13 protein-coding genes are annotated in these 14964 nt (G+C 59.3%); 8 read left to right on the top strand and 5 right to left on the bottom strand.

The genetic code is table 11. The features are described 5' to 3' along the window. Positions 1-8: 8 nt before the first annotated feature. Positions 9-1301 carry a hemolysin family protein gene (locus IGS75_RS03750; protein ID WP_141350764.1) on the bottom strand — a complete coding sequence of 431 codons (1293 nt, stop codon included), beginning with the start codon at positions 1299-1301 and terminating at the stop codon, positions 9-11. Positions 1302-1500: 199 nt separating this feature from the next. On the opposite strand from IGS75_RS03750, the gene IGS75_RS03745 reads away from it, so the two are divergent. Then, positions 1501-2258, top strand: a protein-coding gene (locus tag IGS75_RS03745; RefSeq protein WP_202257623.1) for an IS5 family transposase whose coding sequence is annotated in 2 segments (ribosomal slippage) — positions 1501-1834 and positions 1834-2258 — 759 coding nt in all. Because the reading frame shifts where the segments join, the coding sequence is not laid out codon by codon here. A 27-nt stretch (positions 2259-2285) separates the two neighbouring features. On the opposite strand, the gene hpnH is transcribed toward IGS75_RS03745, so the two are convergent. Further along, positions 2286-3479 (bottom strand): adenosyl-hopene transferase HpnH, encoded by a 1194-nt coding sequence (gene hpnH / locus IGS75_RS03740; RefSeq protein WP_011252194.1) that lies wholly within the window; start codon positions 3477-3479, stop codon positions 2286-2288. A gap of 322 nt (positions 3480-3801) precedes the next feature. Here hpnH and IGS75_RS03735 point away from each other — a divergent pair, with 322 nt between their 5' ends. The 4 genes from IGS75_RS03735 to hpnK all read left to right on the top strand — a co-directional run bounded on the left by IGS75_RS03735 (position 3802) and on the right by hpnK (position 8071). Continuing rightward, positions 3802-4470, top strand: a complete 669-nt coding sequence (locus IGS75_RS03735; RefSeq protein ID WP_202257622.1) for an ABC transporter substrate-binding protein — start codon at positions 3802-3804, stop codon at positions 4468-4470. Positions 4471-4528: 58 nt separating this feature from the next. Beyond that, entirely contained in the window at positions 4529-5740 is a 1212-nt protein-coding gene (hpnI, locus tag IGS75_RS03730) for a bacteriohopanetetrol glucosamine biosynthesis glycosyltransferase HpnI (RefSeq protein WP_202257621.1), read from the top strand. Further along, a complete protein-coding gene (gene hpnJ / locus IGS75_RS03725; RefSeq protein WP_141350770.1) occupies positions 5737-7161 on the top strand; it encodes a hopanoid biosynthesis associated radical SAM protein HpnJ in 1425 nt (474 codons plus the stop codon). The genes hpnI and hpnJ overlap by 4 nt, the downstream gene beginning before the upstream one ends. 73 nt (positions 7162-7234) lie before the next feature. Beyond that, the gene (gene hpnK, locus IGS75_RS03720) at positions 7235-8071 is read left to right on the top strand and encodes a hopanoid biosynthesis-associated protein HpnK (protein WP_202257620.1); all 837 of its coding nucleotides are present in this window, start codon (positions 7235-7237) and stop codon (positions 8069-8071) included. Positions 8072-8091: 20 nt separating this feature from the next. Here hpnK and IGS75_RS03715 read toward each other — a convergent pair whose 3' ends face one another. Then, positions 8092-9072, bottom strand: coding sequence for an adenosine kinase (locus IGS75_RS03715; RefSeq protein WP_202257619.1), 981 nt, complete (start codon positions 9070-9072; stop codon positions 8092-8094). A 297-nt stretch (positions 9073-9369) separates the two neighbouring features. Between IGS75_RS03715 and IGS75_RS03710 the strand changes: the two genes are divergently transcribed. Together IGS75_RS03710 and IGS75_RS03705 are read left to right on the top strand one after the other, a co-directional pair. Beyond that, entirely contained in the window at positions 9370-10062 is a 693-nt protein-coding gene (locus IGS75_RS03710) for a bactofilin family protein (protein ID WP_237468969.1), read from the top strand. 118 nt (positions 10063-10180) lie between these two features. Then, complete coding sequence (locus tag IGS75_RS03705) at positions 10181-10675, top strand: DUF3465 domain-containing protein (RefSeq protein ID WP_202257617.1); 495 nt, start codon at positions 10181-10183, stop codon at positions 10673-10675. A 53-nt stretch (positions 10676-10728) separates the two neighbouring features. Here IGS75_RS03705 and clpA read toward each other — a convergent pair whose 3' ends face one another. Then, the gene (gene clpA / locus IGS75_RS03700) at positions 10729-13044 is read right to left on the bottom strand and encodes an ATP-dependent Clp protease ATP-binding subunit ClpA (RefSeq protein WP_202257616.1); all 2316 of its coding nucleotides are present in this window, start codon (positions 13042-13044) and stop codon (positions 10729-10731) included. A gap of 129 nt (positions 13045-13173) precedes the next feature. After that, positions 13174-13599: an ATP-dependent Clp protease adapter ClpS gene (gene clpS, locus IGS75_RS03695; RefSeq protein ID WP_373320042.1), complete on the bottom strand. Its 426-nt coding sequence runs from the start codon at positions 13597-13599 to the stop codon at positions 13174-13176. Between the two features lie 244 nt (positions 13600-13843). Here clpS and IGS75_RS03690 point away from each other — a divergent pair, with 244 nt between their 5' ends. Next, the gene (locus IGS75_RS03690; protein WP_202257615.1) at positions 13844-14890 is read left to right on the top strand and encodes a D-alanyl-D-alanine carboxypeptidase family protein; all 1047 of its coding nucleotides are present in this window, start codon (positions 13844-13846) and stop codon (positions 14888-14890) included. The last annotated feature ends 74 nt before the right edge of the window (positions 14891-14964 follow it).

Genomic DNA, 14964 nt, shown 5'->3' with positions numbered 1-14964 from the left:
TTTTAGACTTAGTCTTCAGCGAGAACCTGATGACTGACTTTGACCCTTCCGACGCGTCGGCGATCCATTTCCAAAACCTCAAATAGCCAGCCCCCGAACGCCACCTTGTCTCCCCGGGCTGGAACGCGCCGCAGAAGGGCCAGTATCACGCCGCCGAGGGTATGATATCCGCCCGCGCCCGGCAGTTCCGGCAGATCAAGACGGGAGCGCAGTTCATCCGCTGGCATGAAGCCATCGAAAATATATTCATCTTCGCCTTCGGTCACCTGAAGTTCTGAAGACGAGGATTCGGTTTTTTCCTCGCCGACAATGGCTTCAAAAACGTCTGAGGGCGTTACGATGCCCTCGAAGGAACCGTATTCGTCCAGAACGAAAGTAATGCCAAGATTGACCCCGCGCATGCGTTCGATCATGTCCTGGGCACTGAGACTGTCCGGGATCACCGGGGGTTCACGCAGGACAGCATCGACGGAAACTGGAAGCTTCAGCAGCAGCCGGTCCATGATGTCCTTGGCCAGAATGACCCCGACGGGATGATCGACGTCTCCCTCACAGACGACAATCCGGGCGTAAGAAGATTGGCGCAGTTTGCGGGTCAGCGTTTCCTGATCCGCATGTCTGTCGATCCAGAAAAGCTCGTTACGAGGGGTCATGATGGCCCGGACCGGGCGGTCTGCCAGACGCAGAAGGCGCTCGATCATGGCCTGCTCGTCGGTTTCGAGAACGCCGGCGCGAGCACCTTCGGCCAGAACGGCTTTCAGTTCTTCCTCTGTTACTGCTGCGCGTGTCAGAGGGCCGACATGGAGCAGGCGGAGCACCAGTGAAGACGTGCCGCTGAGTAGCCAGACAATCGGTTGTGCGATCCGGGCCACGCCGACCAGTAGCCATGCCAGCCGTGAGGCAATGGCTTCTGGCTGCTGCAATGCGATCTGTTTTGGGATGAGTTCACCGAAAACCAGCATAGCGAAGGTGATCATCGCTACAACCAGAACGATCGAGATTTCGCTCGCAATCGGACGAAGCGAGGGAATGTTGGCAATCCACGCCGTAACGGTACTTTCCATCTGGCTACCGCCAAACGTGCCTTCAAGGATGGAAACTAGTGTCATGCCCACCTGCACGGTTGGCAGGAAGCTGTGCGGATCTTCTGCCAGTCGGATTGCGGTCGTGGCCCCCCGGATACCCTGCTTGGCCAGCACGTCCAGCCGTGGTCGTTTTGCCGAGATGAGTGCCATTTCTCCCATGGCAAACACGGCATTGAGGAAAATGAGCAGACAGATAACGAGGATAGGGGTCAGCATGATTCGGCCAGAATAATGAAGACACAACCATAACAGGACGACTGGCGGATGGCATGTCCTTGATTGTGTCCCCGCGGAGGAAAGACTTTCTCCATAAAAAAACCGGCTCGCGAAGAGCCGGTTTCTGCTTCGTCCCTAGGATCAGGCCCCATTGATTTGATTGTGGAAATCTGATTCAGGCTCTGCGAGGAGACTGGCAATGAGCGACCTGTTTTGGCTGACAGATGAACAGATGGATCGTCTGCGGCCCTTTTTCCCAAAGAGCCATGGTAGACCCCGTGTTGATGACCGCCGAGTGCTGAGCGGGATCATTTTTGTGAACCGCAATGGGATGCGCTGGCGTGATGCGCCCCGGGAATACGGCCCCCACAAGACGCTGTACAACCGTTGGAAGCGTTGGAGCGACATGGGCATTTTCATGCGGATGATGGATGGCCTGTCTGCTGCGAAAGTCGAGCCTCAGACGATTATGATTGATGCGACGTATCTCAAGGCGCACCGCACGGCTTCGAGCCTGCGGTTAAAAAATGGTATCCAGGCCGCCTGATCGGTCGCACCAAAGGCGGTATGAATACCAAGCTCCATGCGGTCACCGATCAGAACGGACGGCCGCTAAGCTTTTTCATGACGGCGGGGCAGATTAGCGATTATACCGGTGCCGCTGCCCTGCTGGATAGTCTTCCTGCAGCACAATGGATGCTGGGAGATCGCGGGTATGACGCCGACTGGTTCAGAGACGCCCTGGAAGAGAAAGGGATAAAGCCCTGCATTCCAGGACGGAAATCTCGCGGAAAACCCGTCAAATACGACAAGCGGAAATACAAAAGACGCAATCGCATCGAGATCATGTTCGGAAGGCTCAAGGACTGGCGGCGGGTCGCAACCCGCTACGACAGATGCCCGAACGTCTTCTTCTCAGCCGTCTGCCTCGCCGCAACCGTCATCTTCTGGCTATGAGTCCTGAGCCTAGGGGGAAACGGGTCCTCAGTCTGCTGCGTCAGCCACATCCGAAACCGTGTTGGCTGGACGGCCATTCACGCGGACGCGGGGGCCACGGGCCGGTTTGGCGCCCGTGGAGATTCGCTCCATCTGCTGCTGGACCTGCTCCTCGTAGCCGTATTCGGCCGGGCGCTGGTTGGCGAGCGAGATTTCCGGGACCATCGGCTTTTCGGTTTCCGGTCCGAACAAAGCCACTTTCGCGATATGCCAAGGACGCGCGACGGCGTCCATGACGGCCGTGGACTCGTAGCCGGAATGCACCATGCAGTCGGCGCATTTTTCGTAAGCGCCGGTGCCGTACTGCTCCCAGGCCGTATCGTCCATCAGCTCCTTGAAGGTCTTGGCATAGCCTTCGCCGAGCAGATAGCATGGACGCTGCCAGCCGAAGACCGTGCGAAGCGGCTTGCCCCAGGGCGTGCAGTGATAATTCTCGTTGCCGGCAAGGAAGTTCAGAAACAGTGGCGACTGCGTGAAGCGCCATTTCTTGCCCTTGCCAAGGCGGAAGATGTCGCGGAACAGCTGCTTCGTTTTCTGTCGGTTCAGGAAGTGTGCCTGATCCGGTGCGCGCTCATAGGCATAGCCCGGAGCGGTCATGATGCCGTCCACGCCCATGGCCATGACTTCGTCGAAGAAGGCCGCAACGCGTTCCGGAACAGCACCGTCGAACAGGGTGCAGTTGATGGAGACGCGGAAACCACGGGACTTCGCAAGACGGATCGCTGCGGTCGCACGTTCGAAAACGCCTTCCTGGCAGACAGAGGCGTCATGCATGAGCTGGTCGCCATCCAGATGCACGTCCCAAGAGAAGAACGGGGACGGTTCGTAATCGTCGAGCTTTTTTTCAAGCAGCAGGCCGTTCGTGCACAGATAGACGTATTTTTTCCGCCCGATCAAACCTTTGACGATCTGAGGCATTTCCTTGTGCAGGAGAGGCTCACCACCGGCGATGGCGATGACAGGAGCGCCGGCTTCCGTGTCGGCATCCAGACATTCCTGAAGGCTAAGACGCTGGTTCAGGATCTGCGCAGGGTAGTCGATCTTGCCGCAACCGGCGCATGCCAGGTTGCAGCGGAACAGCGGTTCGAGCATCAGGACCAGCGGATATCGCTTGCGGCCCGTGAGGTGCTGCTTGACAACGTACCGTCCGACTCGGACAGCCTGCATCAAAGGAACGGCCATTATAATCCTCTGGTTCTAGCCACCGGAAGGTGCGTCCATAGGGCGCCCGGGGCCTTGCACATCGTGGATGGCTCGTGGCTGTCTTCCTTGTTCCGGTTCTGGAAACCAAGAAACATGAAGGACCATCGAGCATTAGATTGACTGCCTATAGACCCATTGTCGTGTTCGCCTCAATGTCAGGCGGCATATTTCGCATCAGGGCTGTGGCTAATCGAGCACAGATCGATCTATGGATACCAGAACTTGTTGCAGAGAACTTGATACAGCGTGTCCTGAACCTGATCTCTACGCACGGAATTGTCTACAGGACGAAAGCACGATCATGATTTGCCGTTTTCCCCCGAAAGTGACCCTGTCCCTTCTGTCCGTCTGCCTCCTGACGGGGTCTGTTGCCATGATGGCGCTTTCTCCGGCTGCCTTGGCCCAGACGGCTGGCGCAGCCTCTCCGGTTGATGCGGCATCTGCGGTAACGCCGGTTTCGGCCCTTTATGACGCCCTGAAAGCGGCCCAGAATACGGGAAAGACCGCACAGCAGCGTGCGACGATGATCGCCCCGGCCGTAGATCGTGCCTTCGACCTCGAAGCGATTCTCCGTCGCTCGGTTGGCGTGCGTTACAACAACCTCAGCCCTTCTGACCGGACCCGTCTTCTGGGATCTTTCCGTCAGTTCACGATTGCCCGCTACGCCTCTTCGTTCAAACCTGAAGCCCAAGCCGCCTTTAGGATCAATCCGCAGACGCGCCCTAACCCGACCGGCGGCCTGATTGTTGATACGACGATCGGTGGCACGGATGGGGGTGATGTCACGCCGATCGACTACATCATGACGAATGGCACGTCCGGCTGGCGGATCACCGACGTCCTGCTTAACGCTCATATCAGTCAGGTTGCCGCCCAGCGCGCCGATTTCGGCGGGGCTTTGAGTCAGGGTGGTGCCAGCGGTCTGGCTGATCATCTGGACAGCAAGACTGCCCATTTCCTGCATGACTGAGTCCGCCCCCGCGACGGCACCCTTTCCCAAAAACGTTCGGGAAGGCTAGAAGACCGTCGTGCCCTTACCTCTTACGATCGCAGCCGGTTTTTGCGCCCTTGTTTCCGCGGCTGGCAATTTGCAGGCGCTGGCGGGCGCAATTCTGCTCGCACGGTTCCGTCGGACGGAGCGCAGAGCGGACGATGCCCTGCGCCTGTCAGACCGGATCTGGCCGTCAGTTACGCTTCTCAAGCCGTTGCATGGCAGTGAGCCGCTGCTGGAGGAGGCGCTGGAAAGCGTGTTCACGCAGGACTATCCGGATTTCCAGATCGTCTTCGGCGTTCAGGACAGGGAAGATACCGCCCTGGCCGTTATTGAACGCCTTCGGGCGCGTCATCTGCGGATTCCGGTCAACGTTGTGATCGACCCGCAGGAACACGGTCCGAACCGGAAGGTCGGCAATCTAATGAACATGTACGGCGAAGCTCGTCATGACATTATCGTGATTTCCGACTCTGATATTCACGCCAGTCCCAACTATCTGCGTCACGTCGTGATGAGCCTGGAAGAGCAGGGTACGGGCCTGGTGACGACATTGTATGCCGGTCGTCCCGCCGCAGGGACGATCGTGCAGCAACTCGGCGCCTGCCAGATCAATCATAACTTCCTGCCCGGCGTCATGATGTCCCGTTTCTTGGGGCGTCAGGACTGTCTTGGGGCCACGATGGCCCTGCGGCGTCGGACACTTGAGGAGATTGGCGGCCTTGAGGCGCTGGTCGATCATGTGGCCGATGATGCCGAATTGGGACAGCTTATCCGGGCGCGTGGTGAGAACATCACCATTGCGCCCACTCTAACTCATACCACCGTGGGCGAGCACTCCATCAGCGACCTGCTGGCCCATGAGTTGCGCTGGGGACGGACCGTCAAGAACGTTGCGCCTGTTGGCTACGGACTGTCCGCCATCCAGCTTCCCCTCTTCTGGGCCGTGGCGGCTGTCCTGTTCCGTCCGAACGCCTGGTGGACATGGTTCATGCTGCTTCTGACATGGCTGCTTCGTGCCATCGGAAGTAGCATCATGGACCGTGGTACGGAGTGCCCACTCCCGGCTGCAATCCCGCTTTTGGTCGTCCGTGATTGGTTGTCCGCAGCCATCATGGTCGGCAGTGCGCGCGGATCACGCGTTGCATGGCGGGGCAGAACGGTCCATATCGCCCGAAGAAAACGAAATTCCGCGTCCGGCGCCACCTCGCTCCAGGCCGACGCCACCCACAGGAGTGTTCGATCATGATGAGAACCCTTTTTCTCCAGCCTCCTTCCTTCGACGGCTTCGATGGTGGCGCTGGCTCCCGCTATCAGGCGAAGCGCGAGATCAAGTCCTTCTGGTTTCCGACATGGCTGGCCCAGCCGGCCGCTCTTGTTCCCGGATCGCGCCTGATTGATGCGCCGCCTGCCAAGATGGGCATGGACCCCATCCTTGAGGATGTGAAGAATCGCGACCTCGTCGTTATCCATACGTCCACGCCGTCCTTCGCTTCCGACGTTCGCGTGGCGCAGATGATCAAGGATGCAAATCCGAAGATCATGATTGGCATGGTCGGTGCGAAGGTGGCCGTTCAGCCGACCGAGAGCATGGAGAAGGGCAGCCCGATCGACTTCGTGGCCCGCAACGAATTTGACTTCACCATCAAGGAAATCGCCGAAGGCAAGCCGCTCGCGGAAGTAGATGGCATTACCTGGCGTAACGAGAAGGGCGAGATCGTCGCGAACAAGGACCGCGCGATGATCGAGGATATGGATAGCCTGCCGTTCGTAACCGAGGTCTACAAGCGTGACCTCAACATCAACGACTACTTCATCGGTTATCTGAAGCACCCCTACATCTCGATTTATACGGGTCGTGGCTGCAAGTCGCGTTGCACGTTCTGCCTGTGGCCGCAGACGGTTGGCGGCCATCGCTACCGGACCCGCAGCCCCGAGCACGTGGCCGCTGAAGTGCGTCTGGCCAAGCAGTACTTTCCTGAAGTGCAGGAATTCATGTTCGATGATGATACCTTCACGGACGACCTGCCGCGCGCCGAAGCCATTGCCCGCGAAATGGGCAAGCTCGGCGTCACATGGTCCTGCAATGCCAAGGCCAATGTTCCTTACGAGACCCTGAAGGTTCTCAAGGAAAACGGCCTGCGCCTGCTGCTGGTCGGTTACGAGAGTGGCAACCAGCAGATCCTTCACAACATCAAGAAGGGCATGCTGGTCGAGACGGCTAAGGAATTCACGCGTAACTGTCACAAGCTGGGCATCAAGATTCACGGGACCTTCATCGTCGGCCTGCCGGGCGAGACGAAGGAGACCATCCAGGAGACGATCCAGTTCGCCAAGGAAATCAACCCGCATACCCTGCAGGTTTCTCTAGCCGCGCCTTATCCGGGCACCTTCCTGCACAAGCAGGCGACGGAAAATGGCTGGCTGAACGAAGCGGAAGCCGAACTGATCGACGAAAGCGGCGTGCAGATCGCACCGCTGCATTATCCGCATCTGTCGCATACCGAAATCTTCGAGAGCGTCGAGGAGTTCTACCGCAAGTTCTACTTCCGCGGCTCGAAGATCGCCTCTATCGTCAACGAGATGATCCGCAGCCCGCAGATGATGAAGCGTCGTCTGCGCGAAGGTGTGGAGTTCTTCCAGTTCCTCAAGGACCGTCACGCCGCCTGAACGGTGCGCGCCTGACGAATTGCTACCTAGGGGCCATGGCGCATGTCATGGCCCCTTTTTCATGAGACCTGCCATGACATCCAGCTCCCTGCGCCGCGCCATCGTGTCCGCCGACGATTTCGGTATGAGCCTTGAAGTCAACGAGGCCATTGAACAGGCCCATCGAAACGGGATCCTGTCCACGGCCAGTCTGATGGTTGCCGGAGATGCGGCCGAGGATGCTATTCGACGTGCGAAGACGATGCCGGATCTGAGAGTCGGATTGCATGTGGTGGCGATCGAGGGCAAGTCCGTCCTCGATCTGCCTGCCATTACGGACGAGCAGGGCTGGTTTGGGCGCAACCAATTGCGCCTTGGCGTGGAGTATTTCTTCAGCCCGCAGGCCCGGAGTGCCCTGCGCCGCGAAATCGCGGCCCAGTTCCGGGCCTTCGCCGCGACTGGGCTAACGCTCGATCATGCCAATGCCCACAAACACATGCATCTGCATCCGACGGTGGGACGATTCCTGATCGAGTCCGGCCTGGAGCATGGATTGCGGGCTGTCCGTTCGCCCTTCGAGCCGCCGGAGCCTGTCGAGGCCAACGACACGTTGGGAGACCGTGCCCTGCGTCACTGGATTGGCTTGCTGCGTCACCAGATCCGCAAAGCGGGGCTGAAAACCAATGACTGGTGTTTCGGGCTGCGTTGGTCCGGTCACATGACGCCGGACCATATCCGCGGTCTTGTTCCGCGCCTGCCCACGGGCACGAGCGAAATCTACTTTCACCCCGCCATGGCTCAGGACGCCATGATGAAGCGTTTCATGCCGGGTTATGAGCAGGAGGGTGAGCTTGCCGCCCTTCTGGACCCGGCTGTACGGGAGGCATTCGACCGGTATGGGGTTGCTCGTATTGGGTGGGCCGATTTGTAAGACCGGCCCAACGATACGTCTCAGGCCGTCAGTGTGAATGCCTCGGTCGGGCGTGCGCCGTAACGGGTGATGATCTCACCGGCAGCCTGATTGCCCAGTTTCGCGCAGGTCACGAGGTCGTGCTTTTTGCTCAGACCGGCCAGGAAGCCCGCTGCGAACGCATCGCCCGCGCCCGTGGTGTCCACGACCTTCACTTCGGTTGTCGGTACGTCATGGCGCTCTCCGTCACCGATCACGACCGCTCCCTTCTCGCCACGTGTGATGACGGCCAGCTTGGTTTCGGCAGAAACCTGCGTTGCGGCTTCTTCGAAATCCGTGACTTCGTACAGCGCCAGAAGCTCGGCTTCGTTAGCGAACAGGATGTCCACGTGACCGGCCACGAGTTCGTGGAAAGCTGCGCGGTGACGTTCCACGCAGAACGTGTCGGACAGCGTCAGGGCGACCTGACGGCCGGCTTTGCGGGCAAGGCGGGCAGCGTGTTCGAATGCTTCCTGAGCCTGGGGTTTGTCGTACAGATACCCTTCCAGGTAGGTGATTGCAGCATCGGCTACGACGGATTCATGCACGTCCTCGGGGGTGAACTCCGTGCAGGCGCCGAGATAGGTGAACATCGTGCGCTGGCCTTCCGGCGTCACCAGAACGATGCAGCGTGCGGTCGGGGTGCCATCGGCGGCCGGTAGCGGCTCGGACGGGAAAGTGATGTTCTGTTCGCGCATGTCGCGTGTGAAATGGTCACCGGCTTCGTCAGCCGTGACCTTGCCGAGATAGGCCACTTTCGCACCCATACGGGCCGCCACGACGGCCGTGTTGGCGCCAGAACCGCCGCCCGTCACATTTTCGATATCCACGCGGCTTTCAATGGCATGCGCCGTGGCAGCGTCGATCAGGGTCATGCTCCCGGCAGCAGCGCCAAGCCCGTCGATCAGGTCCTGGCCTACAGGGGCGAGAACGTCGACGATGGCATTGCCGATACACAGAAGGTCATGCTGGGGTGCAGACATTGGAACTCCGGTCAGGTCGCTTAAAACTTCAGAAAAAACATTTAACGGGCAGGCTGCGCCATTAAATCAACACGATCATAGGTGCCCTCTGGGTTCACGCCAACTCCCGGTCCGCCCGGCGCCGTTTTCATGCGTGACTATTCGTCACATTTATGGAAATGCGCGTCTTGTCCCTCCGGGTGGTGAGCGTGTAGCGTTGTCGAAAGGCCCGACCTGACTGTTCTGTCCTCGCGATGGAACATATGGGAGACGTCCTAGACAGAGAGTGTTCTTTTCCAGATCCGCAGCGGGGTTTCCTTGTTCAGAAGACGCAAACCGGAAGATGACTCCAAACCTGCAGAGAACAGTAAGCTCGCAGGGCAGCCCATTTTCCCCAACCGGCCGGACGCTCCCAGCCAGACGGCTCCCGCGTCAGGATCCGGATCGCCTATTAGTCCCCAGCAGCCCAACCAACAGAAGGACCCCGCTCCCATGGGTCGTACCCCTTTCCCGGCACCGCCGTCTCCCAACTCTCCGACGGGCGTGACGCCGGCAGGGGCTCCGCGCCCCGGTGCGGCCGCTGTTCCGGGCGCACCGCGCCAGACCGGTCCGGAGCGTCGTACACTCGTTGTGGGTCGCGGTATCAGCGTCCAGGGTTCGGTGCAGGACGCCGAGCGCCTCGTTGTTGAAGGCACTGTCGAGTCCAGCATGATCCAGGCCAGCGAGCTTCAGGTCGCGCATGGCGGTATCTTCCGTGGTGGTGTTGAAGTTGAGGACGCGGAACTGGCTGGCACGATTGACGGGACCCTGACCGTCAATGGCAGCCTGACGATCCGCTCCACCGGTCGTCTGATTGGCAAGGTGAAATGCCGTCGCCTGCAGGTCGAAGACGGGGGGCAGATCACCGGTCAGCTTGAAATGATAACGGATGGTGTGTCCGCGCGTCCGGCTGGCAGCGACACCGCCAAGGCCGAGTTGGCTGCCGGTGAAGGCTCCAGCGAAGCACCCTGATCCGTTTACCTGGAGCAGCAGGAAAGCCCGTTCCCGTGTTGGAACGGGCTTTTTTGTGTCCGGGTTCTTTCCCCGGCGGCAGAACATCGCACAGGGCCGCCCAGACAGGAGAAATTCCATGAAATTCCGTCTGCTCCCCGCAGTCGCCGTAGCCTTGTTATGTGCCCCGTTCGCTGCTTCCGCGCAGGGTCTTTTCGGTCAGGCTCTGACAGGTCGGGCCACCCACGATATGCCTACCACATGCGATAATGCGCGTTTCCTTGCGGATCAGCAGGGCCTCGAACAGTCTGGCCCCACCCGTATCGATCTGCCCGAGCACCTGTGCGGACAAGTTCTGGCCATATCACCCAGAGCAAAGCGGACCCGCAGCGGCTGGCACGGCTATTTCTACGTTTCGGTCGGGCACGGTGTCTCCATCCGGATCGTCTCCGATCTGGATGAGATGAATGCTCCGCAATGGCCTTGGGTCAACAAGGGCGATCAGGTCGAGGTGCAAGGCCGGTACTATTACGACAGCCTGCGTCGTCAGGGTGTGGACTGGACGCACCACGGCACGAGCCGCAAATGGCGCTGGCCCGGTTATGTCGTCGTGAACGGCACCCGATACCAGTAACAAAAAAGGCCCGTCGAGACAGTGTCACGACGGGCCTTTTTTGAGCCAGAGCTTCAGTTGGTCGCTTCGTCTTTCTTCGATGCGCCGTCCTCGCCCTTGGCGCTGTCCTTGCCTTCGACGATATCGAAGTCGAGCGCGCCATTCTTCATGCCGATTCGCACAGCACCACCCTGCGCCAGTCGTCCGAAGAGCAGCTCTTCCGCCAATGGCTTTTTGATGTGCTCCTGAATAACGCGTCCCAGGGGGCGCGCGCCATACAGGCGGTCATAGCCACGTTCTGCCAGCCATTCCTTTGCGGCCGAGGAGATCTCAATCGTGACATGGCGGTCCGCAAGCTGTGCTTCGAGCTGAAGCACAAACTTCTCCACAACCCGGCCCACGGTTTCCGGCGTCAGGTTGGCGAACGGAATGATCGCATCCAGACGGTTGCGGAATTCCGGCGTGAACAGGCGCTTGATGGCCTCCTCATCTTCACCGCTGCGAACGGTACGGCCGAACCCGATCGTCTCCTTGGACAGGTCCGCAGCTCCGGCATTTGTGGTCATGATCAGGATCACGTTGCGGAAATCGACGACCTTGCCGTTGTGATCCGTCAGGCGACCATGATCCATGACCTGAAGCAGGACATTGAACAGGTCCGGATGGGCCTTCTCAATTTCGTCCAGCAGCAGGACCGCGTGCGGGTGTTGGTCGATCGCATCCGTCAGAAGGCCACCCTGATCGAAGCCGACATAACCCGGAGGCGCACCGATCAGACGGGAGATCGAATGACGTTCCATGTATTCGGACATGTCGAAGCGGATCAGCTCAATCCCAAGCGAATTGGAAAGCTGCTTTGCAACTTCTGTTTTGCCGACGCCCGTGGGGCCGGAGAACAGATAGTTGCCAATCGGTTTTTCCGCATCGCGCAGTCCGGCGCGGGACAGCTTGATCGCAGCGGCTAGTGCGTCGATCGCCTTGTCCTGCCCGAAGACCATGTTCCGCAGATCCCGCTCCAGATGGCGCAGGGTTTCGCGGTCATCGGCCGATACGCTCTTGGGTGGGATGCGGGCGATCTTGGCGATGGCCTCTTCCACATCCTTCAGAGTCACCGTTTTGCGGCGCTTGTTTTCGGGTACGAGCATCCGCGCGGCACCAACTTCATCGATCACATCGATCGCCTTGTCTGGCAGCTTGCGGTCATGGACATACTTGGCTGCCAACTCGACCGCGCCACGCAGGGCCTCGTCGGTATAGCGAACCTTGTGATGCTTCTCGTAGCTGCCCTTCAGGCCGCGCAGGATTTTGACCGCATCCTCGATCGAAGGCTCAGGTACATCGATTTTCTGGAATCGGCGGACAAGCGCCCGATCCTTTTCGAAATGCTGGCGGAATTCTTTGTAGGTCGTGGACCCGATGCAGCGCAGCGTACCGGCCGCCAGAGCCGGCTTGAGCAGGTTGGATGCATCCATCGCCCCTCCAGACGTCGCGCCAGCGCCGATCACGGTATGGATCTCATCGATGAACAGGATGGCACCAGGAGTTTGGTCCATCTCTGTCACGACAGCCTTCAGTCGTTCCTCGAAATCGCCGCGGTAGCGCGTGCCAGCCAGAAGCGAGCCCATGTCGAGCGAATAGATCGTGCTGTTAAGCAGCACTTCCGGCACGTCGCCTTCCACGATCCGCTTGGCCAGACCTTCGGCAATTGCGGTCTTGCCCACACCCGGATCACCCACATAAAGCGGGTTGTTCTTGGTGCGGCGGCACAGGATCTGGATGGTGCGTTCGATTTCCTGATCGCGGCCGATGAGCGGATCGATCCGTCCCTCACGCGCACGCTCATTCAGATCGACGCAATAGGTCGCGAGTGCGCCTTCCTTGGCACTTTCCTTGCGCTCCTCACGCTCGGATGTGTCCTTGGAAGCCGCCGCCGGACGCCGTCCTGCACCACGGTCTGGAGCCTTGGCAATGCCGTGGGAGATGAAATTGACCGCGTCGAGTCGTGTCATGTCCTGTAGCTGCAGGAAATAGACGGCATGGCTCTCGCGTTCGGCAAACAGGGCCACAAGCACGTTCGCGCCTGTAACCTCGTCGCGTCCCGTGCTCTGCACATGGATGGCCGCGCGCTGGATCACACGCTGGAAAGCAGCCGTTGGCTTGGGTTCCGTCGGACGTTCCGCCGCCAGTCCTGCCAGATCCTTGTCCAGGAAATCCGTCAGGTCGGAGCGCAGTTTCTCGAGATCGATGCCGCAGGCCCGAAAGACCGTTAGTGCATCGTCGTCTTCTGTCAGCGCGAGCAGAAGATGTTCGAGGGTTGCATATTCGTGACGCCGGTCACCTGCGAATGTCAGGGCGCGGTGGAGCGTCTGTTCGAGCGTACGGGACAGCATGTGATGGCGCTCCTCTCGACCTCTCGTAGGAAAGGTATCTTGTCGCGGAGTAACGTGTAACGCCAGTCAGAAACGCAGACGGAAACAAGAAATTATCCTGCGCCCGGGCTTTTCTGCCTGTCAAACGGATCAGTCTTTCTCGATCGTGCACTGAAGGGGGTGCTGGTTCTGGCGTGCCAGATCCATCACCTGTGTCACCTTGCTCTCGGCCACCTCGTATGTGAACACGCCGCAGATGCCGACGCCGCGCTGGTGAACCTGAAGCATGATGGATGTCGCTTCATCGCGCGTCTTGGCAAAGAAACGCTCCAGAACATGCACCACGAACTCCATGGGCGTGTAGTCGTCATTGAGCATTAGAACCTTGTACATGGACGGTTTGCGCGTACGGGCTCTGGGCCGCACGACTACGCCGATTTCAAGGTCCTGATCCCCGTCCTCTGGCCCACGGGGCGGAATGGAGTCGGGAGACTCCGGTCCCATACGGGATTCGAGCCGCGACAACGCGGCGCGGGAACGGCCATTCGGATAGGGGGGAAGATCATAAGAAGACATGACGGGTATGATATGGTGCGAATTTCGGTCTTGAGAAGGGCTGCGCGCCTCTGAAATGAGGTTTTTATGCGCCTTTTGCCATGATGCTGCCGTGTTTGATGTCTGCTTACGAAAAATTAAGGAAAGTCCTCCAAAGCTGGTGGACGGGGAGTTTTTAATGCGCCTAGAGTGTCTGCAATGCAGGTGGCTTTAGAGCCCGAAACCCTTACCCGCGACGATGTTCCGTTCAGAGGCTGTCAGATAAATGCGTTTCCTGTTCCAGAAAGCTTTTCTGTTGTGCGCCATGACAGCCATGGGTTTGGGATCTGCCAAAGCGCAGTATGCCGGACATATGTCCAGCTATGTGATGGATGCCCGCACGGGCGCAGTTCTCTCGGCAACGGATGCAGAGCTTCAGCGCTATCCGGCGTCTTTGACCAAGCTCATGACCCTGTATCTGACCTTCCGCGCCCTGGAGGCCCATCAGATCACGCTGGACGAGCAGGTTCCTGTCTCTATCCACGCATCCGTTCAAGCGCCTTCCAAGCTCGGGCTCGTGCCGGGGACGCGTCTGACGGTGGAGCAGGGTATTCTGGGCCTCGTCACCAAATCTGCCAATGACGCGGCCTGCGCTCTAGGTGAATTTCTTGGTGGGGGGGACGAGGTCCGCTTCGCACAGCTCATGACGCAGCAGGCCCGCGCCCTCGGCATGTCGAACACGACGTTCCGAAATGCGTCCGGTCTGCCGGACCCCGATCAGGTAACCACGGCCCATGATCTTGCTCTGCTGTCACAGCATCTGATTTCGGACTTCCCGCAGTATTACCACTATTTCAACGTGCCTTCGTTCTACTTCCATCGTCGCATGGTCCCGAACCATGACCCGATGCTGAAGATCTACGCGGGCGCGGACGGTCTCAAGACCGGCTATACCGATCTGGCAGGTCACAATCTCATCACGTCCGCCCAGCGCGGCAATGTTCGTCTGATCGGTGTGGTCATGGGCGCGCCGAACAATACCCGCCGTTCGATGGAAATGGTGTCGCTGCTCGACAAGGGTTTTGCGGATGAAGGTGTCGCGCCCCAGCCGCTTCTTCACCCGGTGGCACCGTCCGGTGTGCTGATGGCTTCGGCCCGTCGTCGCGGTCATTTCCGTCACTCGGTCCTGCTTGTGTCGTCGCGTCCGATGGAAGTGGCCGATGCGCCGACTTCTCCGCGTCGTTATGGGCGGCTCTCCCATCATGGCGCGGCCGTCCGAATGGTTAGTGCGCGTCATGTCGTTGCTCACAAAAAGCGTTCCCGGCACAGCTGATGCCGAAAATCTGACCTGCTGCCTTGCGATCCAGACCGGACAGACGCATTTTGTCCAGGCTTTTTGAAGATTGA

The sequence above is a fragment of the Gluconobacter sphaericus genome, from assembly GCF_016757795.1.
In the GTDB taxonomy this organism is placed as follows: domain Bacteria; phylum Pseudomonadota; class Alphaproteobacteria; order Acetobacterales; family Acetobacteraceae; genus Gluconobacter; species Gluconobacter sphaericus.
The sequence above is the reverse complement of the archived record's forward strand: the minus strand, read 5'-3'. Positions and strand labels throughout refer to the sequence as shown.